This window comes from Streptomyces prunicolor NBRC 13075, from assembly GCF_000367365.1.
GTDB classification, from domain to species: domain Bacteria; phylum Actinomycetota; class Actinomycetes; order Streptomycetales; family Streptomycetaceae; genus Streptomyces; species Streptomyces prunicolor.
Genome location: NZ_BARF01000064.1, coordinates 77,617 through 104,310, shown reverse-complemented (window position 1 = coordinate 104,310; position 26,694 = coordinate 77,617). Strand labels below are relative to the sequence as shown.

At 69.0% G+C, this 26,694-nt stretch carries 28 protein-coding genes; 10 read left to right on the top strand and 18 right to left on the bottom strand.

The genetic code is table 11. The annotated features are described in order from the left end of the window. Positions 1 to 29: 29 nt before the first annotated feature. Positions 30 to 350, bottom strand: coding sequence for a DMT family transporter (locus SPR02S_RS29055; protein ID WP_019060539.1), 321 nt, complete (start codon positions 348 to 350; stop codon positions 30 to 32). A 149-nt stretch (positions 351 to 499) separates the two neighbouring features. Between SPR02S_RS29055 and SPR02S_RS29050 the strand changes: the two genes are divergently transcribed. Beyond that, a complete protein-coding gene (locus tag SPR02S_RS29050; RefSeq protein WP_026150947.1) occupies positions 500 to 1,369 on the top strand; it encodes an AbfB domain-containing protein in 870 nt (289 codons plus the stop codon). Between the two features lie 9 nt (positions 1,370 to 1,378). On the opposite strand, the gene SPR02S_RS29045 is transcribed toward SPR02S_RS29050, so the two are convergent. The 9 genes from SPR02S_RS29045 to SPR02S_RS29005 all read right to left on the bottom strand — a co-directional run bounded on the left by SPR02S_RS29045 (position 1,379) and on the right by SPR02S_RS29005 (position 8,489). Further along, positions 1,379 to 1,765: a VOC family protein gene (locus SPR02S_RS29045; protein WP_019060536.1), complete on the bottom strand. Its 387-nt coding sequence runs from the start codon at positions 1,763 to 1,765 to the stop codon at positions 1,379 to 1,381. 67 nt (positions 1,766 to 1,832) lie between these two features. Next, a complete protein-coding gene (locus SPR02S_RS29040) occupies positions 1,833 to 2,171 on the bottom strand; it encodes a metal-sulfur cluster assembly factor (protein ID WP_019060535.1) in 339 nt (112 codons plus the stop codon). Then, positions 2,168 to 2,641 carry a Fe-S cluster assembly sulfur transfer protein SufU gene (sufU, locus tag SPR02S_RS29035; protein ID WP_019060534.1) on the bottom strand — a complete coding sequence of 158 codons (474 nt, stop codon included), beginning with the start codon at positions 2,639 to 2,641 and terminating at the stop codon, positions 2,168 to 2,170. The genes SPR02S_RS29040 and sufU overlap by 4 nt, the downstream gene beginning before the upstream one ends. 107 nt (positions 2,642 to 2,748) lie before the next feature. Continuing rightward, positions 2,749 to 4,005 (bottom strand): cysteine desulfurase, encoded by a 1,257-nt coding sequence (locus SPR02S_RS29030; protein ID WP_019060533.1) that lies wholly within the window; start codon positions 4,003 to 4,005, stop codon positions 2,749 to 2,751. After that, positions 4,002 to 4,769 (bottom strand): Fe-S cluster assembly ATPase SufC, encoded by a 768-nt coding sequence (gene sufC / locus SPR02S_RS29025; protein ID WP_019060532.1) that lies wholly within the window; start codon positions 4,767 to 4,769, stop codon positions 4,002 to 4,004. Before sufC ends, SPR02S_RS29030 begins: the two co-directional genes overlap by 4 nt. Before the next feature lie 7 nt (positions 4,770 to 4,776). Then, entirely contained in the window at positions 4,777 to 5,094 is a 318-nt protein-coding gene (locus SPR02S_RS29020; RefSeq protein WP_019060531.1) for a non-heme iron oxygenase ferredoxin subunit, read from the bottom strand. Next, entirely contained in the window at positions 5,094 to 6,275 is a 1,182-nt protein-coding gene (sufD, locus tag SPR02S_RS29015) for a Fe-S cluster assembly protein SufD (RefSeq protein ID WP_019060530.1), read from the bottom strand. The genes SPR02S_RS29020 and sufD overlap by 1 nt, the downstream gene beginning before the upstream one ends. 61 nt (positions 6,276 to 6,336) lie before the next feature. Continuing rightward, positions 6,337 to 7,761 (bottom strand): Fe-S cluster assembly protein SufB, encoded by a 1,425-nt coding sequence (gene sufB / locus SPR02S_RS29010; protein ID WP_019060529.1) that lies wholly within the window; start codon positions 7,759 to 7,761, stop codon positions 6,337 to 6,339. Then, positions 7,758 to 8,489 (bottom strand): helix-turn-helix transcriptional regulator, encoded by a 732-nt coding sequence (locus SPR02S_RS29005; protein WP_019060528.1) that lies wholly within the window; start codon positions 8,487 to 8,489, stop codon positions 7,758 to 7,760. The genes sufB and SPR02S_RS29005 overlap by 4 nt, the downstream gene beginning before the upstream one ends. A gap of 160 nt (positions 8,490 to 8,649) precedes the next feature. Here SPR02S_RS29005 and SPR02S_RS29000 point away from each other — a divergent pair, with 160 nt between their 5' ends. The 4 genes from SPR02S_RS29000 to SPR02S_RS28985 are packed head-to-tail and all read left to right on the top strand — an operon-like array spanning position 8,650 to position 12,249. Then, entirely contained in the window at positions 8,650 to 9,462 is an 813-nt protein-coding gene (locus tag SPR02S_RS29000; RefSeq protein WP_019060527.1) for an AAC(3) family N-acetyltransferase, read from the top strand. 30 nt (positions 9,463 to 9,492) lie between these two features. Further along, positions 9,493 to 10,416, top strand: coding sequence for an ABC transporter ATP-binding protein (locus SPR02S_RS28995; RefSeq protein ID WP_078623029.1), 924 nt, complete (start codon positions 9,493 to 9,495; stop codon positions 10,414 to 10,416). Further along, complete coding sequence (locus SPR02S_RS28990; RefSeq protein WP_019060525.1) at positions 10,413 to 11,189, top strand: ABC transporter permease; 777 nt, start codon at positions 10,413 to 10,415, stop codon at positions 11,187 to 11,189. Before SPR02S_RS28995 ends, SPR02S_RS28990 begins: the two co-directional genes overlap by 4 nt. Before the next feature lie 49 nt (positions 11,190 to 11,238). Beyond that, complete coding sequence (locus SPR02S_RS28985) at positions 11,239 to 12,249, top strand: COX15/CtaA family protein (protein ID WP_019060524.1); 1,011 nt, start codon at positions 11,239 to 11,241, stop codon at positions 12,247 to 12,249. A gap of 22 nt (positions 12,250 to 12,271) precedes the next feature. Here SPR02S_RS28985 and SPR02S_RS28980 read toward each other — a convergent pair whose 3' ends face one another. The 4 genes from SPR02S_RS28980 to SPR02S_RS28965 form a co-directional block, all read right to left on the bottom strand. Beyond that, a complete protein-coding gene (locus SPR02S_RS28980; protein WP_019060523.1) occupies positions 12,272 to 13,021 on the bottom strand; it encodes a nucleotidyltransferase domain-containing protein in 750 nt (249 codons plus the stop codon). 18 nt (positions 13,022 to 13,039) lie between these two features. Beyond that, positions 13,040 to 14,146 carry an amidohydrolase family protein gene (locus SPR02S_RS28975; protein ID WP_019060522.1) on the bottom strand — a complete coding sequence of 369 codons (1,107 nt, stop codon included), beginning with the start codon at positions 14,144 to 14,146 and terminating at the stop codon, positions 13,040 to 13,042. A gap of 117 nt (positions 14,147 to 14,263) precedes the next feature. Beyond that, positions 14,264 to 14,596 (bottom strand): hypothetical protein, encoded by a 333-nt coding sequence (locus SPR02S_RS28970; RefSeq protein WP_019060521.1) that lies wholly within the window; start codon positions 14,594 to 14,596, stop codon positions 14,264 to 14,266. 72 nt (positions 14,597 to 14,668) lie between these two features. Next, the gene (locus tag SPR02S_RS28965; RefSeq protein WP_026150946.1) at positions 14,669 to 15,622 is read right to left on the bottom strand and encodes a heme o synthase; all 954 of its coding nucleotides are present in this window, start codon (positions 15,620 to 15,622) and stop codon (positions 14,669 to 14,671) included. A 367-nt stretch (positions 15,623 to 15,989) separates the two neighbouring features. Between SPR02S_RS28965 and tkt the strand changes: the two genes are divergently transcribed. Genes tkt through pgl form a run of 5 tightly spaced genes read left to right on the top strand, consistent with a single transcriptional unit; the run spans position 15,990 to position 22,649 of the window. Next, positions 15,990 to 18,077, top strand: a complete 2,088-nt coding sequence (tkt, locus tag SPR02S_RS28960; protein WP_019060519.1) for a transketolase — start codon at positions 15,990 to 15,992, stop codon at positions 18,075 to 18,077. 34 nt (positions 18,078 to 18,111) lie between these two features. Beyond that, a complete protein-coding gene (gene tal, locus SPR02S_RS28955) occupies positions 18,112 to 19,230 on the top strand; it encodes a transaldolase (protein WP_019060518.1) in 1,119 nt (372 codons plus the stop codon). A gap of 4 nt (positions 19,231 to 19,234) precedes the next feature. Further along, entirely contained in the window at positions 19,235 to 20,773 is a 1,539-nt protein-coding gene (zwf, locus tag SPR02S_RS28950; protein ID WP_026150945.1) for a glucose-6-phosphate dehydrogenase, read from the top strand. Next, positions 20,770 to 21,870, top strand: coding sequence for a glucose-6-phosphate dehydrogenase assembly protein OpcA (opcA, locus tag SPR02S_RS28945; RefSeq protein WP_019060516.1), 1,101 nt, complete (start codon positions 20,770 to 20,772; stop codon positions 21,868 to 21,870). Before zwf ends, opcA begins: the two co-directional genes overlap by 4 nt. Then, positions 21,867 to 22,649: a 6-phosphogluconolactonase gene (pgl, locus tag SPR02S_RS28940; RefSeq protein ID WP_019060515.1), complete on the top strand. Its 783-nt coding sequence runs from the start codon at positions 21,867 to 21,869 to the stop codon at positions 22,647 to 22,649. Before opcA ends, pgl begins: the two co-directional genes overlap by 4 nt. Before the next feature lie 57 nt (positions 22,650 to 22,706). Here the strand turns inward: pgl and pgi are convergent, their stop codons facing one another. From pgi to secG, 4 genes are all read right to left on the bottom strand, one after another. Then, the gene (pgi, locus tag SPR02S_RS28935) at positions 22,707 to 24,359 is read right to left on the bottom strand and encodes a glucose-6-phosphate isomerase (RefSeq protein WP_019060514.1); all 1,653 of its coding nucleotides are present in this window, start codon (positions 24,357 to 24,359) and stop codon (positions 22,707 to 22,709) included. A 54-nt stretch (positions 24,360 to 24,413) separates the two neighbouring features. After that, on the bottom strand, positions 24,414 to 25,682 hold the full coding sequence (locus tag SPR02S_RS28930) for an MFS transporter (protein ID WP_078623028.1): 1,269 nt from the start codon (positions 25,680 to 25,682) through the stop codon (positions 24,414 to 24,416). A 133-nt stretch (positions 25,683 to 25,815) separates the two neighbouring features. Next, positions 25,816 to 26,151, bottom strand: a complete 336-nt coding sequence (locus tag SPR02S_RS28925) for an RNA polymerase-binding protein RbpA (protein WP_078623027.1) — start codon at positions 26,149 to 26,151, stop codon at positions 25,816 to 25,818. Positions 26,152 to 26,358: 207 nt separating this feature from the next. Further along, on the bottom strand, positions 26,359 to 26,592 hold the full coding sequence (secG, locus tag SPR02S_RS28920) for a preprotein translocase subunit SecG (protein WP_106437029.1): 234 nt from the start codon (positions 26,590 to 26,592) through the stop codon (positions 26,359 to 26,361). Positions 26,593 to 26,694: the final 102 nt, after the last annotated feature.

Sequence of the window (26,694 nt, the reverse complement as noted above, 5' to 3'; positions counted from 1 at the left end):
CTCGGTCGAGCGCGTGCCTTCCATGGTCATCAGTGCGCACCGCCCATGTTGAGGACAACCACCCCGATGATGATCAGCGCGATCCCAGCGGCCTTCGCGAGGTTCATCCCCTCGCCGAGGAACACCGTCCCGATCCCCACGATCGCCGCGGTACCGAGCCCGGACCAGATCGCGTAGGCCGTACCCACCGACATGGACTTCAGCGTCTGCGCGAGCAACGCGAAGGAAACCGCGTACCCGAGAACCGTAAGAACCGACGGCCACAGCCGACTGAAGCCGTGGCTGAACTTCATGGCGGTGGTGCCGCCCACCTCCGCGGCGATCGCCGTGAGGAGCATCAGGAATCCCATGTGTACGAGTGTACATAACGGAACCTCGTAGAAACCGCTCACTGAAACGGCTGCTCGAACACCTCTCGCTCCACTACTGTTTCACCGTTCACACACCTGGCTTTCACGGTCACGGCCGTCGCCATGGGCGCCGCTGGAGGAACAGCGCAATGCCAGACAGTTCACCCCCGCCCTCCCCCAACTCCCCCTGGGAGAACGGCTGGACCCCCGACAGCTCCCGGGCCCCCGGAACCCGCCGGCTCTATCTGGCCGGGGCGCTCGCCGTCGCCACGATCGCCGTGTGCGTCACGGCAATTGTCGTGACGGACAAGCAAACTGACGACACGTCACACACCAAACGGGCGGACCCGTCGACACTCCCCGGCGCGGACGGTCCCGGGCTGCTCTCGTTCGCCTCCCCGTCGAAGCAGGGCACGCCGACGCCCGACGAGCACACGTCGACGGCGGTGAAGACGCCCAGCGCGAGCGCGTCGGCCGCCGCTGCGGAACACAGCCCGAAGCCCTCGGCGAAGACACCGTCCCCGTCCAAGTCGGCGTCATCCCACGGGAGTTCATCCGGATCGTCGGGCTCATCCGGGTCGTCGGGCTCCTCGTCCTCCACCACCTGGAAGTCGGTCCGCTCGGTCAACTACCCGGACCGCTACTGGCAGGTGAGCGGGGGCCTCGTCAAGCTCAACCCGGTCAGCTCCACCGCGGCCCGCCGCGCCGCCACCTTCAAACTGGTCAAGGGCCTTGCGAAGAGCTCCTGTTACTCCTTCGCGACGGCCGACGGCACCTACCTCCGCCACCGCAACTTCATCCTCCGCGCGGAACGCAACGACGGCTCCGCCCTGTTCAAACAGGACGCCACCTTCTGCCCCCGCCCCTCGTCCACGTCGGGCGCGGTGATGCTGGAGTCGGTCAACTACCCGGGCCGCTTCCTCCGCCACCAGAACTTCCAACTCAAGCTGGACCGCTACCAGAACAGCAGCCAGTACCGGTCCGACTCGGCGTTCCGGCTGGTAGCCGGGCTCAACTAAGCGGGCGCGTCACGAAGGACGATCGTCACGGAAGGCGATCAGCGAGGCCTTGGGCCGCAGTACGCAGAACTCGTTGCCCTCCGGGTCGGCGAGCACCACCCAGCCCACGGCCCCGCTCTGCCCGATGTCGACGCGCCGCGCACCCAGCGCGAGGATCCGCTCGACCTCGGCCTCCTGGTCGTCGGGGGCGAGGTCGAAGTGGAGTCGGTTCTTGACGGTCTTCGGATCGCTCACCGGCATGAAGCAGATGCCGGTCTCCGCGAACTCCCCTGGCCCGATGACCACTTCACGCGGTTTCTCGGACAGCACCCGCCAGTCCAGCACCCCGCACCAGAAGCGCGCGAGCCCCGGCAGATCGTGCGTGTCGATGACGACGTGATGCAAAGAAACGGCCATACCCCAAAGGTATGGCCGTTCCGGTGAACCCGAGGGCTCAGAGCTGCTCAGGCAGGCTCACACGTTCTCAGACGTTGAACCCCAGCGCCCGAAGCTGATCCCGTCCATCGTCCGTGATCTTGTCCGGACCCCACGGCGGCATCCACACCCAGTTGATGCGGAGCTCGTTGACGAGGCCGTCCGTGGCGGACTTGGCCTGGTCCTCGATGACGTCCGTCAGCGGGCAGGCCGCCGAGGTCAGGGTCATGTCGATCGTGGCGATGTTGGCGTCGTCGATGTGCACGCCGTAGATCAGGCCGAGGTTGACGACGTCGATGCCCAGTTCGGGGTCGACGACGTCGAGGAGGGCCTCGCGGACCTCCTCCTCGGAGGCGGGCTTGATCTCCATGGTCTCGGTGTCACTCATGCCGTCTTCCTTTCCGCGTCGGAGTCGGCTCCGCCCAGGGCCTGGGCCGTCGCGTCCTTCCACGCCATCCAGCTGAGGAGGGCGCACTTCACCCGTGCCGGGTACTTGGAGACACCGGCGAACGCGATCGCGTCCTCCAGCACCTCCTCCATCGCGTCGTCGGGCTCGATCCTGCCCTTGGACTGCATCAGCTCCAGGAAGGTCTCCTGGATCTTCTGCGCCTCGGACAACTCCTTGCCGACGAGGAGGTCGTTCAGTACGGAGGCCGATGCCTGACTGATCGAGCAGCCCTGGCCCTCGTAGGAGATGTCCGTGATCTGCTCGCCGTCGTACTTCACGCGCAGCGTGATCTCGTCGCCGCACGTCGGGTTGACGTGGTGCACCTCGGCGTCGCCATCCCGCAAGCCCCGGCCGTGCGGGTGCTTGTAGTGGTCCAGGATGACTTCCTGGTACATCGAATCCAGCTTCACACCAACCACCCTCGCATCCCTGCCAGACCTCGCGTCCCGTGTCTTTTCTGCCGGGGGTCCGGGGGTTGTCCCCCGGGATAGCACAGCACGGTCTCAGTTCACGTCCCTCAGCCGAAGAAGTTCCGTACGTGCTCCAAGCCGTCGACCAGTGCGTCGATCTCGGCCGGCGTGGAGTACAGATAGAACGACGCTCGCGTGGTCGCAGGAATTCCGTAGCGCAGGCAGACGGGCCTCGCGCAGTGGTGGCCGACCCGGACCGCGATGCCTTCCTCGTCCAGCACCTGGCCCACATCGTGCGGGTGGATGTCACCCAGCGTGAACGAGATCGCCGCGCCCCGGTCCTCGGCCGTGGTGGGGCCGATGATCCGCAGGTCGGGCACGTCCAGCAGGCGCTTCACCGCGTACTCCGTGAGCGCGTGCTCATGGGCGAGGATCTTGTCCATGCCGATCGACGAGAGGTAGTCGATCGCCGCGCCGAGCCCTACCGCCTGCGCGATCGGCGGGGTGCCCGCCTCGAACTTGTGCGGCGCGGGAGCGTACGTCGACGAGTGCATCGACACGGTCTCGATCATCTCGCCGCCGCCGAGGAACGGCGGAAGGTCTTCGAGCAGCTCCTGGCGGCCCCAGAGGACGCCGATGCCCGTCGGGCCGCACATCTTGTGGCCGGTGAAGGCCACGAAGTCGGCCTGGAGAGCCTGGACGTCCAGCGGCATGTGCGGCGCGGCCTGCGAGGCGTCGATCAGGACCAGGGCCCCGACCTCCTGCGCGCGGCGCACGATCTTCTCGACCGGGTTGACCGTGCCGAGGATGTTCGACACCAGGACGAAGGAGACGATCTTCGTCTTCTCCGTGATGATCTCGTCGATGTTCGAGAGGTCGAGGCGGCCGTCGTCCGTGAGGCCGAACCACTTCAGCTTCGCGCCGGTGCGCTGCGAGAGCAGCTGCCACGGCACGATGTTGGAGTGATGCTCCATCTCCGTGATGACGATCTCGGTCTCGTGGTCCACGCGGTAGGGCTCGTCGGCCCAACCCAGCATGTTCGCAACGAGGTTGAGCGACTCGGAGGCGTTCTTGGTGAAGATCACCTCGTCGCGGCTGGGCGCGTTGATGAACGTCGCGACCTTGTCGCGCGCGCCCTCGTACAGCGCCGTGGCCTCCTCGGCGAGCACATGCACACCGCGGTGGACGTTGGCGTTGTAGCGCTCGTAGTACTCGTTCAGGGCGTCGAGCACCTGGCGCGGCTTCTGCGAGGTCGCCGCGTTGTCCAGGTACACGAGCTTCTTACCGTCGTGAACCGTGCGGTCCAGGATGGGGAAGTCCTTGCGGAGCGCCTCAGTGTCGAGGAGACCCGGCAGCTGTGTCACGCGGATACGCCACCCTTCGTGGTGTAGGCCTCGTAGCCCTCGTTCTCCAGCTTGTCGGCGAGCTCGGCGCCGCCGGACTCGACGATCCTGCCGCCGGAGAAGACGTGCACGAAGTCGGGCTTGATGTAGCGCAGGATGCGCGTGTAGTGCGTGATCAGCAGGGTGCCGACCTCACCGGTCTCGCGGACGCGGTTGACGCCCTCGGAGACGACGCGCAGGGCGTCGACGTCCAGGCCGGAGTCGGTCTCGTCGAGGATCGCGATCTTCGGCTTGAGCAGCTCCAGCTGAAGGATCTCGTGGCGCTTCTTCTCACCGCCGGAGAAACCCTCGTTCACGTTGCGCTCGGCGAAGGCCGGGTCCATGGAGAGGCGCTCCATGGTCTCCTTGACCTCCTTCACCCACGTACGCAGCTTCGGCGCCTCACCGCGGATGGCGGTGGCGGACGTACGAAGGAAGTTGGAGACGGACACACCGGGGACCTCGACCGGGTACTGCATCGCGAGGAACAGGCCGGCGCGGGCGCGCTCGTCGACGGACATCTCCAGGACGTCCTCGCCGTCGAGGGTGACGGTGCCGCCGGTGATCGTGTACTTGGGGTGGCCCGCGAGCGAGTAGGCGAGGGTCGACTTGCCGGAGCCGTTCGGGCCCATGATGGCGTGGGTCTCGCCCTGCTTCACGGTGAGGTCGACGCCCTTGAGGATCTCCTTCGTGGCGTTGTCGGCCTCGACGGTGACGTGCAGGTCGTGGATTTCAAGCGTTGCCATGGGTTCCTCAGGACTCCTGGGTGAGAGAGACGAGCACGTCGTCCCCTTCGATCTGTACGGGGTAAACGGGTACGGGGCGCGTGGCGGGCAGGCCGGACGGCTTGCCGGTGCGCAGGTCGAACGCGGAGCCGTGCAGCCAGCACTCGATCTGGCAGTCCTCCACCTCGCCCTCGGAGAGCGAGACGTTCGCGTGCGAGCAGATGTCGTTGATCGCGAACACCTCCCCTCCGGTCTTCACGACCGAGACCGGCGTGCCGTCGAGTTCCACCCGCTTCGGGGTGTCCTCCTCCAGCTCGCCGAGGCCACAGGCGCGTACGAAGGTCATCAGACCGACGCCTCCAGCTCCGCGTCGATCTTCTCCAGCAGCCGCTCCTGGATGTCGGCGACACCGATCTGCTGGACCAGCTCGGCGAAGAAGCCGCGGACCACCAGGCGTCGGGCGTCGTCGGCGGGGATGCCGCGGGCCATCAGGTAGAAGAGCTGCTCGTCGTCGAAGCGGCCGGTCGCGGAGGCGTGTCCGGCGCCGACGATCTCGCCGGTCTCGATCTCCAGGTTCGGCACGGAGTCGACCCGGGCGCCGTCGGTCAGCACGAGGTTGCGGTTCATCTCGTACGTGTCGGTGCCCTCGGCGGTGGCCTCGATGAGCACGTCACCGATCCATACCGCGTGGGCGCCCTCGCCCTGGAGCGCGCCCTTGTAGATGGCGTTGGACTTGCAGTGCGGGACGTTGTGGTCGACCAGGAGGCGGTGCTCCTGGTGCTGGCCGGCATCCGTGAAGTACAGACCGAACAGCTCGGCCTCGCCACCGGGTCCGGCGTAGGCCACGCGCGGGTGCAGTCGTACGAGGTCGCCGCCGAAGGTGACGACGAACGACTTGAACGTGGCGTCCCGGCCGATCAGGGCGTTGTGCTGGCCGACGTGCACGGCCTTGTCGTCCCAGTCCTGGACGGAGACGACGGTGAGCTTGGCGCCGTCGCCGAGGATGTAGTCGACGTTGGCGGCGAGGACCGCGTCACCGGTGTGGTCGATGACGACGACGGCCTCGGCGAAGGCTCCGAGCTCGACGACCTGGTGGCCGTACGCGACGCCGCCCTCGCCGTGCACGACGATGCGGATCGGCTCGGTGAGGACCGTCTCCTTGGGGACGGTGACGACCGAGGCCTTCTCGAAGGACGAGTAGGCCTGCGCGGCCACGCGGTCCACCGGGGTGCCGGCCTTGCCGAGCCGCGCGTCGTCACGGCCGACGGTCTCCACGGTGACCCCCTCGGGGGTGCCGATGGCGACCTTCACGCCGTCGCCGGTGGCGATCGCGGTGCCGTCGTGCAGCCCGCGCAGGCGCTCCAGCGGGGTGAACCGCCACTCCTCCTCGCGGCCGTGGGGGACCGGAAAGTCCGCCACGTCGAAGGAGGGGGGCGCGCTCATGCGCGTGGCGACGGTCGACTCGGCGGCAACTGCCACCGCGCCGGCGGTGGTGGACCCCACCGGAATGCTCTGAGCCTCAGCCATGGCTGTCGGTCTGCTCTCTTTCCTGCGTCAGAATTCGCTTGCTGCTCTACGGAGGGCGGTCTTAGCCGACCGAGCCTTCCATCTGCAGCTCGATCAGCCGGTTGAGTTCGAGGGCGTACTCCATCGGCAGCTCCTTGGCGATCGGCTCGACGAAGCCGCGCACGATCATCGCCATCGCCTCGAACTCGGTCATGCCCCGGCTCATCAGGTAGAAGAGCTGGTCGTCGCTGACCTTGGAGACGGTCGCCTCGTGGCCCATGGACACGTCGTCCTCGCGGACGTCCACGTACGGGTACGTGTCCGAGCGGGAGATCGTGTCGACGAGCAGCGCGTCGCACAGCACGTTCGACTTGGAGCCGTGGGCGCCCTCGCCGATCTCGACGAGACCGCGGTAGGACGTACGACCGCCGCCGCGCGCCACCGACTTGGAGACGATGTTGGAGGACGTGTTCGGCGCCATGTGGACCATCTTGGAGCCGGCGTCCTGGTGCTGGCCCTCGCCCGCGAAGGCGATGGAGAGGGTCTCGCCCTTGGCGTGCTCGCCCATCAGGTAGACGGCCGGGTACTTCATCGTCACCTTGGAGCCGATGTTGCCGTCGATCCACTCCATGGTCGCGCCCTCGTAGGCGACGGCGCGCTTGGTGACCAGGTTGTAGACGTTGTTCGACCAGTTCTGGATGGTCGTGTAGCGGCAGCGGCCGCCCTTCTTCACGATGATCTCGACCACCGCGGAGTGCAGAGAGTCCGAGGAGTAGATCGGCGCCGTACAACCCTCGACGTAGTGCACATAGGCGCCCTCGTCGACGATGATCAGCGTCCGCTCGAACTGGCCCATGTTCTCCGTGTTGATACGGAAGTAGGCCTGGAGCGGGATCTCGACGTGCACGCCCTTCGGCACGTAGATGAAGGAGCCGCCGGACCACACGGCGCTGTTCAGCGACGCGAACTTGTTGTCACCGACCGGGATGACGGTCCCGAAGTACTCCTTGAAGAGCTCCGGGTGCTCCTTCAGCGCGGTGTCGGTGTCCATGAAGATGACACCCTGCGCCTCGAGCTCTTCGTTGATCTGGTGGTAGACGACCTCGGACTCGTACTGGGCCGCGACACCGGCGACGAGGCGCTGCTTCTCCGCCTCGGGGATGCCGAGCTTGTCGTACGTGTTCTTGATGTCCTCGGGCAGGTCCTCCCAGGACTCCGCCTGCTTCTCCGTGGAGCGCACGAAGTACTTGATGTTGTCGAAGTCGATGCCGGAGAGGTCGGAGCCCCAGTTCGGCATGGGCTTCTTCTCGAACAGGCGCAGGCCCTTGAGGCGGAGCTTGGTCATCCACTCCGGCTCGTTCTTCTTGCCGGAGATGTCCCGGACGACGTCCTCGTTGATGCCGCGCTTGGCGGAGGCACCGGCCACGTCGGAGTCGGCCCAGCCGTATTCGTACGTGCCCAGACCCTCGAGCTCGGGGTGGGCGGTCTCCTCGATGGGGAGCGTCATGCGGGGTTCCTCCCGGCGGTACGTGCAGATGAGTCAGATGGATCGGAAACGGTCTTGGAAATCTTCGGGATAAACGTGGTGCACACGCCGTCGCCGTGGGCGATGGTGGCCAGTCGCTGGACATGTGTGCCGAGCAGTTGGGAGAAGAGCTCGGTCTCCGCCTCGCACAGTTGCGGGAACTGCTCGGCGACATGGGCGACCGGGCAGTGGTGCTGGCAGAGCTGCTCACCGACCGGTGCGCTACGCGCCGTAGCAGCGTACCCGTCCACGCTCAGGGCCTTGGCCAGGGCTTCCGCGCGGTTCTCGGGCGCGGCGGCCTCGACGACCTTGCGGTAGGCGATGGCCTGGGCGGCCATGCGGTCGCGGGCGAAGGCGACGACGGCCTCGTCCCCGCCCTCACGCTGTGCGATCCAGCGCAGCGCGTCCGCGGCGAGCTTGTCGTAGGACTGATCGAAGGCGTCCCGGCCGCAGTCGGTCAGGGCGAACACCTTCGCGGGGCGGCCGCGCGTGCGCGCTCCGTAGACCCGCTGCTCACGTGCTTCCACGACGTCGTCGGCGACGAGTGCGTCGAGATGACGGCGTACGGCGGCCTGGGTCAGCCCCAGCCGGCCGGCGAGGTCGGCCACGGTCGACGGGCCGTGGTCCAGGATGGAGCGCGCGACACGGTTGCGGGTGGACCGCTCACCGGTCGCGAGTTCCTCCTGCGGAGCCTCGCCAACGTTTTTCACAACGCCATTGTTGCGTAATTCCTCAGAGCCTGACAACCCGCGCCCGGCGGATGGACGGTGCGCTGCATCACTTAGGCATACCTAATCTGACCTGCGAAAACGATCTTTGATCGATCAATTCGCCGGTGCCACAGACCCTCTTCGAGGACACTCCACAACCATGCCCACACCCCCTCCCACCGGCCCACTTGTCACCCGGGACACAGTCGCCGCACAACTGCGCGAGCTCGGCGTCCACCCCGGTGAGACCCTCCTCGCGCACACCTCCCTCAGCTCCCTCGGATGGGTCTGCGGAGGCGGCGTGGCGGTCGTCCAAGGAGTCCTCGAAGCACTCGGCCCGGACGGCACCCTGGTGGTCCCCACCCAGTCCGCCGACCTCTCGGACCCGGCCCACTGGGGAAACCCGCCGGTCCCGCGCGAGTGGTGGGACACCATCCGCACCTCCATGCCCTCCTACGACCCTCTCGTCACGCCCTCACTCGGCGTCGGCGTCGTCCCGGAGACCGTCCGCACCTGGCCGGGTGCCCTGCGCTCCGCGCACCCGCAGACCTCCTTCGCGGCGATCGGTCCCCGCGCGGCCGAGATCCTCGCCGGCCACGCGACCGACTGCCGGCTCGGCGAGCGCAGCCCGCTGGCGCGCCTGGAGGGCCTCCACGCGCGCGTACTGCTGCTCGGCGCGGGCTACGACACCTGCACGAGCTTCCATCTCGCCGAGTACCGCATCGCCTCGCCGCTGGTCGAGATCGGCCGCCCGGGACCGGAGGGGTGGGAGACGGTGACCGAGGTGTCGATCTCCTCGGACCGCTTCGACGAACTGGGCCACGACTTCGAACGGGACCGTTCCGTCGTACGGGGAAAGGTGGGCGCGGCGGACGTACGGCTGTTCCCGGTGGCGGACGCCGTGGCCTACGCCGAACGCTGGCTGCCCCTGCACCGCCCCCGTGAGGAGGAGATCTCGCACCCGCCGCTCTGAGCGCGGGCCGGGCTACCTAGACTCGGGCGCATGCGAAGTGAGCCCGTGCTCCAGGTCCAGGCCCTGGTGAAGCGGTACGGCACGAAGACCGCGGTGAACGGCCTCGACCTGGTGGCCCATGCGGGTGTCACCGCAGTACTCGGTCCCAACGGAGCGGGCAAGACGACCACGGTCGAGACCTGCGAGGGGTACCGGAGGCCGGACTCCGGCACGGTGCGCGTCCTGGGCCTCGACCCGGTCCGCGAGTCCGCCGCACTGCGCCCCAGAATCGGCGTGATGCTCCAGTCCGGCGGTGTCTACTCGGGCGCCCGCGCCGACGAGATGCTCCGCCACGTGGCCAAGCTGCACGCGCACCCGCTCGACGTGGACGCGCTCATCGAGCGCCTGGGACTTGGCAGTTGCGGCCGTACGACGTACCGCCGGCTGTCCGGCGGCCAGCAGCAGCGCCTGGCCCTGGCGATGGCGATAGTGGGCCGCCCCGAACTGGTCTTCCTGGACGAGCCGACGGCCGGCCTCGACCCGCAGGCCCGCCGCGCGACCTGGGACCTGGTCCGCGACCTCCGCGCGGACGGCGTCTCGGTCATCCTCACGACCCACCACATGGACGAGGCCGAGCAACTCGCCGACGACGTCGCCATCATCGACGCAGGCAAGGTCATCGCCCACGGCTCCCCCGAGGACCTGTGCCGGGGCGGCGCCGAGAACACCCTCCGCTTCACCGGCCGTCCCGGCCTCGACGTCGGCTCCCTCCTGAAGGCCCTACCGGCCGACTCCACGGCCGCCGAACTGACCCCGGGCTCCTACCGCGTCGGCGGCAAGGTCGACCCGCAACTGCTCGCCACGGTCACGTCCTGGTGTGCGCAGCACGGGGTGATGCCGGAGAAGATCTCGGTCGAACGGCACACCCTGGAGGACGTGTTCCTGGAACTCACCGGCAAGGAGCTGCGCTCATGACGACGACTGTTCCGGGGACGTACACCCCGCAGCCCGGGGCGGCCCCGCTCCCCCGCATGATCGCGGCCCAGGCGGCCCTCGAAACGAAGATGCTCCTACGGAACGGCGAGCAGCTCCTCCTCACGGTGGTCATCCCGACCCTCCTGCTGGTCCTGTTCAGCTCGGTGGACATCGTCGACACCGGCAAGGGCAAGTCCGTCGACTTCCTCACCCCCGGCATCCTCGCCCTCGCCGTCATGTCGACGGCGTTCACCGGCCAGGCCATCGCGACGGGCTTCGAGCGCCGCTACGGCGTCCTGAAGCGCCTCGCGTCCTCCCCGCTGCCCCGCTGGGGCCTGATGACCGCGAAGACGGCGTCGGTGCTCGTCACGGAGATCCTCCAGATCATCCTGCTGACGGCGATCGCCTTCGCCCTGGGCTGGTCCCCGCACGGCAACCCCCTCGCGGTGCTCCTCCTCCTGATCCTCGGCACGGCGGCCTTCTCGGGCCTCGGCCTGCTGATGGCGGGCACCTTGAAGGCGGAGGCCACGCTGGCCGCCGCGAACCTGGTGTTCCTGCTGCTGCTGGTCGGTGGCGGGGTGATCGTGCCGATGGACAAGTACCCGTCGGGCGTCCAGGACGTGCTCGGCCTGCTGCCGATCTCGGCCCTCTCGGACGGCCTGCGGGACGTGCTCCAGCACGGGGCCGGGATGCCCTGGGGCGACCTGGGGATCCTGGGCGCGTGGGCGGTCGTCGGGCTGGCGGCGGCCGGGCGCTTCTTCCGCTGGGAGTGAGTGCCGTACTCCGGACCCTCGTGAAAGCGTGCACAAGCGGCGCCCTACGATGGTCCCCGTGCCCAAAGTGACCCCCGCCGACGTCGTAGCCGCCGCGCGCAACCCCCTCGCCTTCATCGCCGCACGCTGGACCCCGGATCCCCGGACCGTTCAGCGGGCGGCTCTCGCCGCGCTCGTCATGTCGGTGGTCATCGTGGTCACCGGCGGTGCCGTGCGGCTGACCGGATCCGGGCTCGGCTGCCCGACCTGGCCCAAGTGCACGGACGACTCGCTCACCACGACCAGCGCGATGGGCTTCCACGGTGCCATCGAGTTCGGCAACCGGATGCTGACGTACGTGCTGTGCGCGGCCGTCGGCTGGGCGATCATCGCGGCGCGCTCGGAGAAGCCGTACCGCCGTACCCTCACCCGGCTGGGCTGGGCGCAGTTCTGGATCGTGATGAGCAACGCGATCCTCGGCGGGATCGTGGTCCTCGTCGGCCTCAACCCGTACACGGTCGCGGCCCACTTCCTGCTCTCCTCGGCGCTGATCGCGGTCGCCACGCTGATGTGGCAGCGCAGCCGGGAGGGCGACGGCGAGGCCAAGCCGCTGGTCGGCAAGGCCGTGCAGCAGCTGGTGTGGTTCCTGGTCACCGCCTCCGTGCTGCTGATCGCGGTCGGCACGGTGGTCACCGGCGCGGGCCCGCACGCGGGTGACTCCAAGGAGGTCGACCGCATCCCGATCGACTGGGAGACGGTCGCCAAGCTGCACGCGGTGCTCGCCTGGATCGTGGTCACGCTGACGTTCGCCCTGTGGTTCGTCCTCAAGGCGGTCGACGCCCCCAAGGGCCCGCTGGACCGCACCCGGGACCTGTTCCTGATCCTGCTCTCCCAGGGCGTCATCGGTTACGTCCAGTACTTCACGAACCTCCCCGAGGCCCTGGTCGCCCTCCACATGTTCGGCTCCTGCCTGGTGTGGATCGGGGTCCTGCGGGTGCTGCTGTCACTGCGCGAGCGGCCGGAGGTCGTGGCCGACCTGCCGGGCCCGTCGGTGGAACAGTCACTGCCCACGCGCGCGTGAAGCATCACCCGTAATAAACGGCTCACCCGTAGCGGGTCACGAACTCGTCGATCGCCGGGCCCAGATAGGCCCGGGTCAGCTCCGCCCTGCGGTGGAGCCAATCGCCCTCTACGGAGGCGGCGGACGGGACCGTATCGTCGTAACGCCGCCGTACGACGTCCGCTACGACCTCCACCGGAGCGCCGAGCGCGGGCAGCAGGTCGAGGGCCTCGCGCTTGGTGATCAGGCGGCCGTCCCGTCTGGTGACCGTCGCGCGGGCGAAGGTGGTCAGGCCGACGTCGACCCAGCCGTTCTCGAGCCAGAGCTGCGGCTTGTCCACGGCCGGTCGCCAGTAGTCCCGCTGGTCCCGTACGACGAACTCGGCCAGCTCCTGGTCCGTCACCTCCGGCAGCAGGTCCTTCGGCGATCCGCCCTGCAACACCCGCCCGAAGTCGTGCAGTTCACGCCGGGTGACGGGGGTGACGGGCCGGCGGGTGACGTGGTCGTGGGCCCAGGTGAGGTGGCGCTGGTTCGGGGCGTCCTGGGTGCCGGGCGCGAGGTAGCTGCAGTGCAGGCGGACGGCGAGGGGGTCGGTGCGCAGCCCTCGGTGCAGGGCGACGAGTTGACGGGCGGTGCTCGGCTTGAGGGGATGGTCCAGGATGGCTATCAGGTCCAGGTCGCTGCGGCCCTCCTGGTAGTCGCCCCCGGCGAGCGAACCGTGGGCCCACACGGCAACGGGTTCCAGCGGGGCCAGTTCGTTCAGGAAGCGGGTGAGCAACGCGTCGGTCGGCATGGGCCCAGTCTGTACAGCTCACTCCAGCCCGTACACCCTCTTTGCGTTGCCGACAGCGATCAGTCCCGCGACACGTTGCGCGTCCGCGAGCGACCAGGCCCCTTCGGCGACCCAGTTGCCGAGCACCCGCCCGAGCGCCTCGCGGAACAACCGGGCGCCCACGACGTGCAGTTCGGGCAGTCCGTGGGCCCCGCTGGAGAAGAGGATCTTGCCGAAGGGCGCCAGCTCCAGGATCTCGGCGAGCACGGTCGCGGCGCGGGCGCCGGTGCGGACGAGGGCGGCGCCGGAGTCGGCGTAGACGTGCGGGAAGACACCCGCGAGATGGGCCGCGTGGCGGTGGTACGGGTAGCTGTGCAGCAGCACCAGGTCCGTGCCGAGCCCGGCCGTCGCTCGCACGAAGTCGGTGAGCAGGACGGGGTCGGTGCGGTCGATGCGGACGCCCGGTTCGCCTAATCCGGCGTGCAGTTGGAGGGGCAGCCCGGATGCTACGGCGATCCACAGCAGGTGCCGTAGCAGCACCGGGTCGCTGAGCGTCCCGCCGACGCGGCGCCCGGCCAGCCAGCGGCCCGCCGCGCCCCGTACCTCGCCGGGGCCTGGCGGTTCGGGCGCGAGCGCGAGACCGTGCCGTACGCCCGCCACGGAGGTGAAGGCGACCGCGCTGCCCGCTGCGCCGTGCACCGACTCGGCGAGGTTGGCGAGGAAGGACTCGACGGTGCCGGAGGTGTCGGCGACCTGTTCGGCGAGGAGTTCCAGGCGGACGATCTCCCGTGCGTCCGCCTGACCCGCCGTCGCCATCTCGGCGGGGCCCGTGAGGTCACCGGGCAGACCCGTGTCGATCAGATACGTCGTGATGCCACTGCCGCGCAGCAGCCTGCGGCCCGCTTCCAGTACGCCCAGTTCACGGCGCCGGGCGAGATAGCGGGCGGGCGGGCAGTGCGGCTCCAGGCCGAGGAGGGGTGGGCACCAGCGTCGTACGGCAAAGCCGGTCTGGGTGTCGAAGAGGGTGGTGCCGGCTGCGGGTGGGCCCTCGGTGCGGGCCAGTTGGGCCTCGAAGGTGCCGAGGCCCAGCTCCGTTCTCAGTACGCCGTGGCAGTACTGGTCCACGAGGGACGGCGTTTCGATCATCCGGACTCCCCGTGGCAGTGACTGCGTCGCTTGTACGGGGCCTAACGGGTGAACGGGGTGTCAGGTGTTGCTCGTACGCACCCCGTGTGAGGGGGAGCCAAGCCTGGGGGCGCCTGTTCAGCCGTTGCTCGGGCCGCCCACCTGGATTCCCGCCATGCGGGTCCACTCGTAGGGGCCCGTCTTCACCTTTGCCGCGAACTCGCCGTCGAAGGTCTCGTGGGCGGTGATCCCGGACTTCTCGACGGCCTGCTGGGCGATCTCGTAGGTCGGGGCCACCAGGTCGCCCCAGCCGCCGTCCTCGCCGACGAGGACGATGCGGGCGCCGCGTTCGCCGATGTACGCGACCTGGGCCTCGGCCCCGCCGTGTGCCTTGGAGAAGGTGCCGATCTGCTGGGCGAGGCGGGCCACCTGGCGCTCGGCCTTCGCGTCAACCTGCTGCGTGTCTGCCATGGCCAGGATGCTACCGACGGGTAGGTCGAACGGCGACGGGCGGGGTGAGTGACTCCCGCCTCAGCAGGGCTCCTACCTGAGGAAGGGGTCCACCGCGATCGACACGAACAGGATCGACACATAGGTGATCGACCAGTGGAACAGCCGCATCTCCTTGAGCTTGCCGCCGGTCACCTCGGCCTTGGCGCGGTTCTGGAGACCGTGGGCCTCCCAGAGCCAGAAGCCGCCGGCCAGGAGCGCGACCGTCGTGTAGAACCAGCCCGTGTAGCCGAGGAGGGGGAGGAGGAGCGAGATGCCTACCATCGCCCAGCTGTAGATGACGATCTGGCGGGCGACGACCTTGTTCGAGGCGACGACCGGGAGCATCGGAACGCCCACGCGCGCGTAGTCGTCGCGGACCTTCATGGACAGCGGCCAGTAGTGCGGCGGCGTCCAGAGGAACATCACCCCGAAGAGGATGATCGGCGCCCACGACATGGAGTCCGTGACGGCCGACCAGCCGATGAGCACCGGGAGGCAGCCGGCGATGCCGCCCCACACGATGTTCTGCGAGGTACGGCGTTTGAGGATCATCGTGTAGACGACGACGTAGAAGAGGAGTGCGCCGAGCGCGAGCCAGGCCGACAGCCAGTTGACGGTCAGGCCGAACATCAGGGTCGAGATCACGCCGAGCGAGATGCCGAAGGCGAGGCACTCACGGGGGCTGACCATGCCGGTGACCAGGGGGCGCTGCGAGGTGCGGTCCATGAGCGCGTCGATGTCGCGGTCGATGTACATGTTGAGCGCGTTGGCGCCACCGGCGGACAGGTAGCCGCCGACACAGGTGAGGAGGACCAGCTTGAGGTCCGGCACACCCTGCTGGGCCAGGAACATCACCGGAACGGTGGTGATCAGCAGCAGCTCGATGATCCGCGGCTTCGTCAGCGCCACGAACGCCATGATCCGGGCCCCGATCGGCCGCCGGCTCGGGCTCTGGCTCGCCCCGACAATCCCCGCTGGACGGGATTCAACGGCCGTCACGCACACCCCTGACAGAGACATCCCAGCAAGCCTTCGGGTGTGAACTCCCCGTAACGGCTCGCGCGTACCACGCCACTGTAGACGTTGCCCAGACCCGGACATTCGCGGGGGTGGGGTCGTGTTGGGGGGCACCCCCGGAAGAGCTGATCGGCACTCTGTTGAGCACTCGAACGAGCACCTCCGTATTCAGTTGCCGAATGCGAAACGGACCAGTAACGGACCAGTCGGGAGGCGGATCCGCGAGAGTCCCGGCAGTCTGGAATGACTCGAAAAAATGCACGTTCTTACGGGGGTAGGCTCGACAACGGCCGGTGGGCGCCGCGTGCACCGGCATTCGACATGCGTGACATGTGGAGAGGAGCCCTGACCCAGGGTGAGCACCAAGCCGACCACCACAGACCTCGAGTGGACCGAGTTGGACCAGCGGGCGGTGGACACCGCCCGCGTCCTGGCCGCCGATGCCGTACAGAAGGTCGGTAACGGCCATCCCGGTACGGCGATGAGCCTGGCCCCGGCCGCGTACACCCTCTTCCAGAAGGTGATGCGCCACGACCCCGCCGACGCCGACTGGGTCGGACGCGACCGGTTCGTGCTGTCCGCCGGCCACTCGTCCCTGACCCTCTACACGCAGCTCTACCTGGCCGGTTTCGGCCTGGAGCTGGCCGACCTCGAAGCGTTCCGTACGTGGGGCTCGAAGACTCCGGGTCACCCCGAGTACGGGCACACCACCGGTGTCGAGACGACGACCGGCCCGCTGGGCCAGGGTGTCGCCAACGCCGTGGGCATGGCCATGGCCGCCCGCTACGAGCGCGGTCTGTTCGACCCGGACGCCCCGCAGGGCGAGTCCCCGTTCGACCACTTCATCTTCGCGATCGCCGGTGACGGCTGCCTCCAGGAGGGCATCTCCGCGGAGGCGTCCTCCATGGCGGGCCACCAGGAGCTCGGCAACCTCATCCTCCTGTGGGACGACAACCACATCTCCATTGAGGGCGACACCGAGACCGCGGTCTCCGAGGACACCGTCAAGCGCTACGAGGCCTACGGCTGGCACGTCCAGCGCGTCGCCCCGAAGCCGGACGGCGACCTGGACCCGCACGCCATCTACAACGCCATCGAGGCCGCGAAGAAGGTGACGAACAAGCCGTCGTTCATCGCGATGCGCTCGATCATCGCCTGGCCCGCGCCGCACGCGCAGAACACCGAGGCCGCGCACGGCTCGGCGCTCGGCGCCGACGAGGTCGCCGCCACCAAGCGTGTCCTCGGCTTCGACCCGGAGAAGTCCTTCGACGTCTCCGACGACGTCCTCAAGCACACCCGCCAGGCGCTGGAGCGGGGCCGCGAGGCGAAGGCCGCGTGGGACCCGTCGTACCAGGAGTGGCGCACCGACAACCCGGAGCGGGCGGCCGAGTACGACCGCATCCGCGCGGGCGAGCTGCCGGCCGGCTGGGAAGAGCAGCTTCCCGCCTTCGAGACGGGCAAGTCCGTCGCCACCCGTGCCGCGTCCGGCAAGGTGCTCCAGGCGCTCGGCGCGGTCATCCCGGAGCTGTGGGGCGGCTCGGCCGACCTCGCGGGCTCGAACAACACGACGATCGACAAGACCTCGTCGTTCCTCCCCGCGGACAACCCGCTGCCGGAGGCGAACCCGTACGGCCGCACGATCCACTTCGGCATCCGCGAGCACTCCATGGGCGCGGAGCTGAACGGCATCACGCTGCACGGCAACACGCGTGCCTACGGCGGTACGTTCCTCGTCTTCTCCGACTACATGCGCAACGCCGTACGCCTCTCGGCGCTGATGCACCTGCCGGTGACGTACGTGTGGACGCACGACTCCGTCGGTCTCGGCGAGGACGGCCCGACCCACCAGCCGGTCGAGCACCTCGCCTCGCTGCGCGCGATCCCGGGCCTGAACGTGGTCCGCCCGGCCGACGCCAACGAGACGGCCATCGCCTGGCGCGAGGTCCTGCGCCGCTACACGAAGGTCTACGGCGAGGGCGCTCCGCACGGTTTCGCGCTGACGCGGCAGGGTGTGCCGACGTACGACGCCAACGAGGACACCGCCAAGGGCGGTTACGTCCTGTTCGAGGCGTCGACGGGTACGCCCGAGGTGATCCTCATCGGTACCGGTTCCGAGGTGCACGTGGCCGTCGAGGCGCGCGAGCAGCTGGAGGCCTCCGGGGTTCCGACGCGGGTCGTGTCCATGCCCTGTGTGGAGTGGTTCGACGCGCAGGACCAGGGGTACCGGGAGAGCGTGCTGCCGCCGTCCGTCAAGGCGCGGGTCGCGGTCGAGGCCGGGATCGGTCTGACCTGGTACCGGTTCGTCGGGGACGCCGGTCGCATCGTTTCCCTGGAGCACTTCGGGGCTTCCGCCGACGGCAAGGTGCTCTTCCAGGAGTTCGGCTTCACTGCCGAGAACGTGGCCGCCAAGGCCCGGGAATCCATCGCCGCCGCCCAGAGCTGACGCTGACAAACGACACGTAGGAGATGCATTTTCCATGACAGACGCACTCAAGCGCCTCTCTGAAGAAGGCGTCGCGATCTGGCTGGACGACCTGTCGCGCAAGCGGATCACGTCCGGCAACCTCGCCGAACTGATCGACCAGCAGCACGTCGTGGGCGTCACCACCAACCCGTCGATCTTCCAGAAGGCCATCTCGTCGGGCGACGGTTACGAGCAGCAGCTCACCGACCTCGCCGCCCGCAAGGTGACCGTCGAGGAAGCCCTCCGCATGATCACGACGGCGGACGTCCGCGACGCCGCCGACATCCTGCGTCCGGTCTACGACACGAGCGGCGGCCAGGACGGCCGGGTCTCCATCGAGGTCGACCCGCGCCTGGCGCACAACACGGCGGCGACCATCGCCGAGGCCAAGCAGCTCGCGTGGCTGGTGGACCGCCCGAACACCCTGATCAAGATCCCGGCCACCCGGGCGGGTCTGCCGGCGATCACCGAGGTCATCGGCCTCGGCATCAGCGTCAACGTCACGCTGATCTTCTCGCTGGCGCGCTACCGCGAGGTCATGGACGCCTTCATCGCCGGCCTGGAGAAGGCCAGGGAGCGCGGCCTGGACCTCTCGAAGATCCACTCCGTGGCGTCCTTCTTCGTGTCCCGCGTGGACACCGAGATCGACAAGCGGATCGACGCGCTGGGCACCGACGAGGCCAAGGCCGCCCGCGGCAAGGCCGGTCTCGCCAACGCGCGGCTCGCCTACGAGGCGTACGAAGAGGTCTTCGCCACGCCGCGCTGGGCCGCCCTGGACAAGGCGCAGGCCAACAAGCAGCGTCCGCTGTGGGCCTCGACCGGCGTCAAGGACAAGGCGTACAAGGACACGCTGTACGTGGACGACCTGGTGGCGCCGAACACGGTGAACACCATGCCGGAGGCCACCCTTGAGGCCACCGACGACCACGGCCAGATCACCGGCAACACCATCTCCGGCACGTACGAGCAGTCCCGCGCCGAGATCGCCGCGGTCGAGGCGCTCGGCATCTCTTACGACGAGGTCGTGCAGCTGCTGGAGGACGAGGGCGTCGAGAAGTTCGAGGCGGCCTGGACCGACCTGCTCAAGTCGACCGAGGCGGAGCTTGCGCGCCTCGCCCCTTCGGAGGGCTGAGACCTTGGCTCCTCATTCCGGTTCCGGAGCGAATCCGCTTCGTGACCCCGCCGACCGACGGCTCCCGCGTATCGCGGGGCCGTCGGGCCTGGTCATCTTCGGCGTCACAGGCGATTTGTCACGCAAAAAGCTGATGCCCGCCGTGTACGACCTCGCCAACCGTGGTCTGCTGCCGCCGGGTTTCTCGCTCGTCGGCTTCGCCCGGCGCGAGTGGGCCCACGAGGACTTCGCACAGGAGGTCCACGACGCGGTCAAGGAGCACTCCCGTACGCCGTTCCGTGAGGAGGTCTGGCAGCAGCTCGTCCAAGGGATGCGCTTCGTCCAGGGCACCTTCGACGACGACGACGCGTTCGAGCGGCTGCGCGACACGATCGACGAGCTGGACAAGGCGCAGGGCACGGGCGGCAACTTCGCCTTCTATCTGTCGGTGCCGCCGCGCTCCTTCCCGGTCGTCATCCAGCAGCTGAAGAAGCACGGTCTCGCCGACCAGGAGAAGGGTTCCTGGCGCCGCGCGGTCATCGAGAAGCCCTTCGGCCACGACCTCAAGTCGGCCGAGGACCTCAACAAGGTCGTGCACGAGGTCTTCGCCGCGGACCAGGTCTTCCGCATCGACCACTACCTCGGCAAGGAGACCGTCCAGAACATCCTGGCGCTCCGCTTCGCCAACACGATGTTCGAGCCGATCTGGAACCGGTCCTTCGTGGACCACGTGCAGATCACCATGGCCGAGGACATCGGCATCGGCGGCCGGGCCGGTTACTACGACGGCATCGGCGCCGCCCGTGACGTCATCCAGAACCACCTGCTCCAGCTGATGGCGCTGACCGCGATGGAGGAGCCCTCCTCCTTCTCCGCCGACGCGCTGGCCGCCGAGAAGGAGAAGGTGCTCGGCGCGGTACGGCTGCCGAAGGACCTGGGCAAGAACACGGTCCGCGGGCAGTACGCGGAGGGCTGGCAGGGCGGCGAGAAGGCCGTCGGCTACCTCCAGGAAGACGGTATCGACCCCCAGTCGAAGACCGACACCTACGCCGCCATCAAGGTCGAGGTCGACAACCGCCGCTGGGCGGGCGTCCCCTTCTACCTGCGCACCGGCAAGCGCCTGGGCCGGCGCGTCACCGAGATCGCGGTGGTCTTCCAGCGCGCCCCGCACTCCCCCTTCGACCAGACGGCGACGGAGGAGCTGGGCCAGAACGCGATCGTCTTCCGCGTCCAGCCCGACGAGGGCGTCACGGTCCGCTTCGGCTCCAAGGTGCCCGGCACCTCGATGGAGATCCGGGACGTGTCCATGGACTTCGCCTACGGCGAGTCGTTCACGGAGTCGAGCCCGGAGGCGTACGAGCGGCTGATCCTGGACGTCCTGCTCGGCGACTCGAACCTCTTCCCGCGCACCGAGGAGGTCGAGCTGTCCTGGAAGATCCTCGACCCGATCGAGCAGTACTGGGACAAGCACGGCAAGCCCGCGCAGTACCAGTCCGGGACGTGGGGTCCGGTCGAGGCGGACGAAATGCTCGCACGAGAGGGACGGAGCTGGCGTCGGCCATGAAAATAGACCTCACCGACACCACTGCCAGCAAGATCAACAAGGGGCTGGTGAAAGCCCGCCGCGCCATCGGCACCCCGGCCGTCGGCATGGTGCTCACCCTCGTCGTCGTCACGGACGAGGAGAACGCCTACGACGCCCTGAAGGCCGCCAACGACGCGTCGCGCGAGCACCCCTCGCGCACGCTCGTGGTCATCAAGCGCGTCTCGCGCTCACCCCGGGACCGCACCCAGTCCCGCCTCGACGCCGAGGTCCGGGTGGGCACGGACGCGGGCAGCGGCGAGACGGTCGTCCTGCGGCTCTACGGCGAGGTCTCCGACCACGCCCAGTCCGTGGTGCTGCCGCTGCTGCTGCCGGACGCGCCGGTGGTGGTCTGGTGGTCGGTGGACGCGCCGCGCGACCCGGCGAACGACCCGCTGGGCGCCCTGAGCCAGCGCCGGGTCACCGACAGCTACGCGGCGGAGAAGCCCGTCGACGAGCTGCGGTCCCGCGCCGAAAGCTACGAACCGGGCGACACCGACCTGGCCTGGGCCCGGATCACCCCGTGGCGTTCGATGCTGGCCGCCGCGCTCGACCAGGTCGACTGCGAGATCGTCTCCGTCGAGGTGGCGGGCGAGGAGTCCAACCCGAGCGTCGAACTGCTCGCGATGTGGCTCGCCGACCGCCTCCACGTGCACGTACGGCGGGCGGTCTCCGCGGGTCCCGGTCTGACCCAGGTGCGCCTGGAGACGACCGGTGGGCCCATCACGCTGCACCGGTCGGACGGGGCGATGGCCACCCTGGCCCTGCCCGGCCAGCCGGACCGCGCGGTGGCGCTCAAGCGGCGCGAGACCTCCGAACTCCTCGCGGAGGAGCTGCGCAGGCTCGACCCCGACGACACCTACGCGTCCGCGCTGCGGTTCGGCGTGGACCGGCTGGGCGGCATCCAGTCGGCAGCGGAGCGGGCGGAAGCGGCTGCTCAGCCGGTGCCGACGCTGCCGGTGCGCGCGGTGACGGAGCCGGCGGCGACCGGCGTGCAGCCGACCTCCTCGGAGAGCGGGAACTCCGACCGGCCCACCCCGGCGAAGATGCCCCCGGTGAAGAAGGCTGATCCGCAGTGAACACTCCCCAACTCGTCGTCCACCGCGACAAGGAACTGATGGCCCAGGCCGCCGCGGCCCGCCTGATCACGAAGATCGTGGACGCGCAGGCCTCGCGCGGCTACGCCTCGATCGTGCTCACCGGCGGTCGCAACGGCAACGGTCTGCTGGCGGCTCTGGCGGAACAGCCCGCCCGGGACGCCGTCGACTGGGGCCGGCTGGACCTGTGGTGGGGCGACGAGCGGTTCCTCCCCGAGGGCGACCCGGAGCGCAATGTCACCCAGGCCCGTGAAGCGCTGCTCGACGCGGTGCCGCTGGACCCGAAGCGCGTGCACGCCATGCCCGCGTCCGACGGCCTCTACGGCAACGACGTGGAAGCGGCGGCGGCAGGCTACGCCGAGGAACTCGCCCGGTCCGCCGGTCCCGAGAACCACGGTTCGGTCCCGACCTTCGACGTCCTCATGCTGGGCGTCGGCCCGGACACCCATGTGGCGTCGCTCTTCCCGGAGTTGCCCGCCGTACGGGAGACCGAGCGCACGGTCGTCGGCGTCCACGGCGCTCCCAAGCCGCCGCCGACCCGGGTCACGTTGACCCTGCCGGCGATCCGCTCGGCCCGCGAGGTGTGGCTGCTCGCGGCCGGCGAGGACAAGGCGGAGGCCGCGGCCATCGCCCTGTCCGGCGCGGGCGAGATCCAGGCACCGGCGGCCGGCGCGCAGGGCCGCGCCCGCACCCTGTGGCTGCTGGACGCGGCGGCGGCCTCCCAGCTGCCGCGCGCGCTGTATCCGCCGGCTTCCGCCTGACACCGGCAACCTGCTGAAGAGCCCGTACGACCTCGGTCGTACGGGCTCTTCCGTGTCTCAACGCCCGCGCAGCTCGCGGTACTTGGCGACCAGGGCCGTCGTCGACGCGTCCAGGCCGGGCACGTCCGCGCCCTCGCTCAGGGCGGGTTCGACGCGCTTGGCGAGGACCTTGCCCAACTCCACGCCCCACTGGTCGAAAGAGTCGATGTTCCAGACCGCGCCCTGAACGAACACCTTGTGCTCGTAGAGCGCGATGAGCTGGCCGAGGACCGACGGGGTCAGCTCGCGGGCCAGGATCGTGGTCGTGGGGTGGTTGCCCTTGAACGTCTTGTGCGGCACCAGTTCCTCGGGCACGCCCTCCGCCCGCACCTCGTCCGGCGTCTTGCCGAAGGCCAACGCCTGTGTCTGGGCGAAGAAGTTGGCCATCAGCAGGTCGTGCTGCGCCTTGAGCCCGTCGCTCAGCTCGGCCACCGGCTCGGCGAAGCCGATGAAGTCCGCCGGGATCAACTTCGTGCCCTGGTGGATGAGTTGGTAGTAAGCGTGCTGGCCATTGGTCCCGGGCGTACCCCACACCACCGGCCCGGTCTGCCAGTCGACCTCCTGGCCGTCCCGGCCCACGTACTTGCCGTTCGACTCCATGTCCAACTGCTGCAGATACGCGGTGAACTTGGAGAGGTAGTGGCTGTACGGCAGCACGGCGTGCGACTGGGCGTCGTGGAAGTTGCCGTACCAGACGCCCAACAGACCGAGCAGCAAAGGCACGTTGGACTCGGCGGGCGCGGTGCGGAAGTGCTCGTCGACGAGGTGGAAACCGTCGAGCATCTCGCGGAACCGGTCCGGGCCGATGGCGATCATCAGCGACAGCCCGATCGCCGAGTCGTACGAGTACCGTCCGCCGACCCAGTCCCAGAACTCGAACATGTTGGCCGTGTCGATGCCGAACTCGCTGACCTTCCCGGCGTTCGTCGACAGCGCCACGAAGTGCTTGGCGACGGCGTCCTGACCGGCCTTCAGCTCGGTGAGCAGCCAGTCGCGGGCCGAGGTCGCGTTGGTGATCGTCTCGATCGTGGTGAACGTCTTCGACGCGATGATGAACAGCGTCTCCGCCGGGTCGAGGTCACGGGTCGCCTCGTGCAGGTCGGCGCCGTCCACGTTCGACACGAACCGGACCGTCAGATCGCGGTCCGTGAAGCTGCGCAGCACCTCGTACGCCATCGCCGGGCCGAGGTCCGAGCCGCCGATACCGATGTTGACGATGTTCTTGATGCGCTTGCCGGTGTGCCCGGTCCACTCGCCGGAGCGGACGCGGTCCGCGAAGCCGGCCATCTTGTCGAGCACGGCGTGCACCTGCGGCACCACGTTCTCGCCGTCGACCTCGATCACCGCGTCACGCGGGGCGCGCAGCGCGGTGTGCAGGACCGCGCGGTCCTCGGTGACGTTGATCTTCTCGCCGCGGAACATCGCGTCCCGGAGGCCGAACACGTCCGTGGCGGCGGCCAGCGCGTGCAGCAGCCGCAGGGTCTCGTCGGTGACGAGATGCTTCGAGTAGTCGAGGTGCAGGTCACCGACCCGGAGCGTGTAGCCGGTGCCTCGACCGGGATCGGCGGCGAACAGCTCCCGCAGCCGCACCTCGCCGAGCTCCTCGCGGTGCTTGGCCAAGGCGGTCCACTCGGGCGTCTGGTTGAGCCTGGTACGGCCGTCTGCGTTCATTGCGACTTCAGCCTTCTTTCTTACCGACCTGGGGGCCGGTTCCAACCTAATTGATCAGCCCGTGGCGCGAGCGGTCGTCCCGTCGTCCTTCGGGGCAACAACAGGTACGTCCGGCTTGACTCCGGGTATCAACGAGGCGACGGCCAGCCCGAACAGGGCTGCCGCGAGCAGTGCCGGGCCGTTCAGTCCGTAGGTCCCCGCCACGACTCCGCCGAGCAGGGCGCCGAGCGGGGCTCCCGACGTCGAGGACGTGCGGAACGCGGAGGCGATACGGCCGACCATGGCGGCGGGGCTGCGCTGCTGCATCAGGGTGACCTGGTTGACGTTCCACACCATGTTCATCGCGCCGAGCAGCAGCATGCCCGCGACCAGGGCGGCCAGGTGGCGGACGGTCCCCATGAGCAGCAGCGACGCCGTCTGGACGCTCCCGGCCAGCAGCAGCGCCCGGACCCGCCCGGTGCGGCGCGCGATCCGCTGGGCGAGGAAGCCCCCGGAGAAGCTGCCCATGGCGTACGCCGTCATCGCGGCCGCGTATCCGGCGTTGCCCGCGTCCAGCCAGCGCGTCACGTGCAGGACCAGCGTCGCGATCAGGGCGCCCATGCCGATGTTGCACAGCAGCGTGGCCACGCAGACCGCGCGCAGGGCCCGGTCGCCCCACAGGGCGCGCAAGCCTTCCGCTATCTCCGTCCTGAGGGTGCTGCCGGCCGGGCGCGGCTCCCGCTCCGGCGGGCGGGTGCGCAGGGAGGCCACGAGGGCGGCGGCCAGGAGATAGGTGCTCGCGTCGGCCGCGAACGGCATGAAGGCCCCGGCCGTCAGCAGCAGCGGCACGAGCGGACCGGCCAGCAGACCGCCCGCGAGCTGCTGCCCGGTCATCAGCCGGGCGTTGGCGCTGCCCAGCGCCTCGCGGTCCACCAGGGACGGCAGCAGAGCCGTGGACGCGTTGTCGAAGAGGGTCTGGAGCGTGGTCAGACAGAAGGCGAGGGCGAGCAGCAGCGGGATCGAGGCGTGGCCGAGTCCGACGGCGAGCGCGAAGGACGCGACGAGCAGGCCTCGTACCAGATCCACGGCCCACATCGCGCGGCGCTGGTCGACCCGGTCCGCGATGGCGCCGCCGAGGAGTCCGAAGAGCAGCCAGGGGAGGTATCCGCAGGCGGTGACGGAGGCGATGACGAGCGGATCGTCGGTGAGCCGCACGGCGAGCAGCGGCAGCGCGGCCGTACGCAGCGCGTCCCCGAACCGGGAGATCACGGCGGCACTCCACAGCCGCCCGAACCCCCCACGCCACGCGGGTACATGAGTACCCGTCACCTCGACCGTCGTCACTGCTCCCCCTCACGATTCGTCACTTCACAAACCGTAGAGGGCACCACTGACAATCGGTCCGGAGGCGGGTCGGCCACCGGCCTGTGAAACAGCTCCGGCCAGACACCCTGTGGGCGTCCGGCCGGTTCAACTCCTAGATTTCTCCCCGCAGTTTGGCGAGCGCCTCGGCGAGGATCGCCTCGCCGTCCGCGTCGCTGCGCCGCTCCCGTACATACGCGAGGTGCGTCTTGTAGGGCTCGGTGCGCGGCGGGGCCGGCGGATTGTCCCGGTCCTGTCCGGCCGGGAAGCCACAGCGGGGGCAGTCCCAGGTTTCGGGAACCTGCGCGTCGCTGGCGAAGCTGGGCTGTGTCTCGTGTCCGTTGGAGCACCAGAAGACGATGCGCAGCCGGGGCGCGGACTCGCCGCGCTCGGCCTCGCCCATCGGCCCCGCCCCGACCCGGCTTCCTCGGATCGCGTTGCCACTTGCCACGGTCGTAACTCCCTGCGTGATGGTGCCGCGAAGCGAGTCGGCGTTTTCGCTCCGTTGCGAGCGCCTCAGTCTACGTAAGGCCCAACGCGCGTCCAGTGGTTGGAGTTACAGCCCCTACACCTAGACGCAAGCCCCATGATAGGCCGCGCTCAGCTGCGCGTACCGAACATGGGGCCTTACGTACGGAATGTGCGAAGGAACGTGCGGTCAGCCCGTCTTCATCAGCAGGCCGAGCACGACGATGCAGGCGAACCAGAGCACACCGAGCACCACGGTGATGCGGTCCAGGTTGCGCTCGGCGACCGAAGAGCCGCCGACGGACGACGCCATGCCGCCACCGAACATGTCGGAGAGACCGCCGCCCTTCCCCTTGTGCATCAGCACCAGCAGCATCAGCAGCAGGCTGAAGACGATCAGGGCGATCGAGAACCCCAAAACCACGGCTGGACCAACTTCCTCGGATTCAGATGGACGACAGGGGCATAGCACGTTATCCATGTGCGGCTCCGCCGCGTGGCCGCTATGCCCCCGCAAGGGTACGAC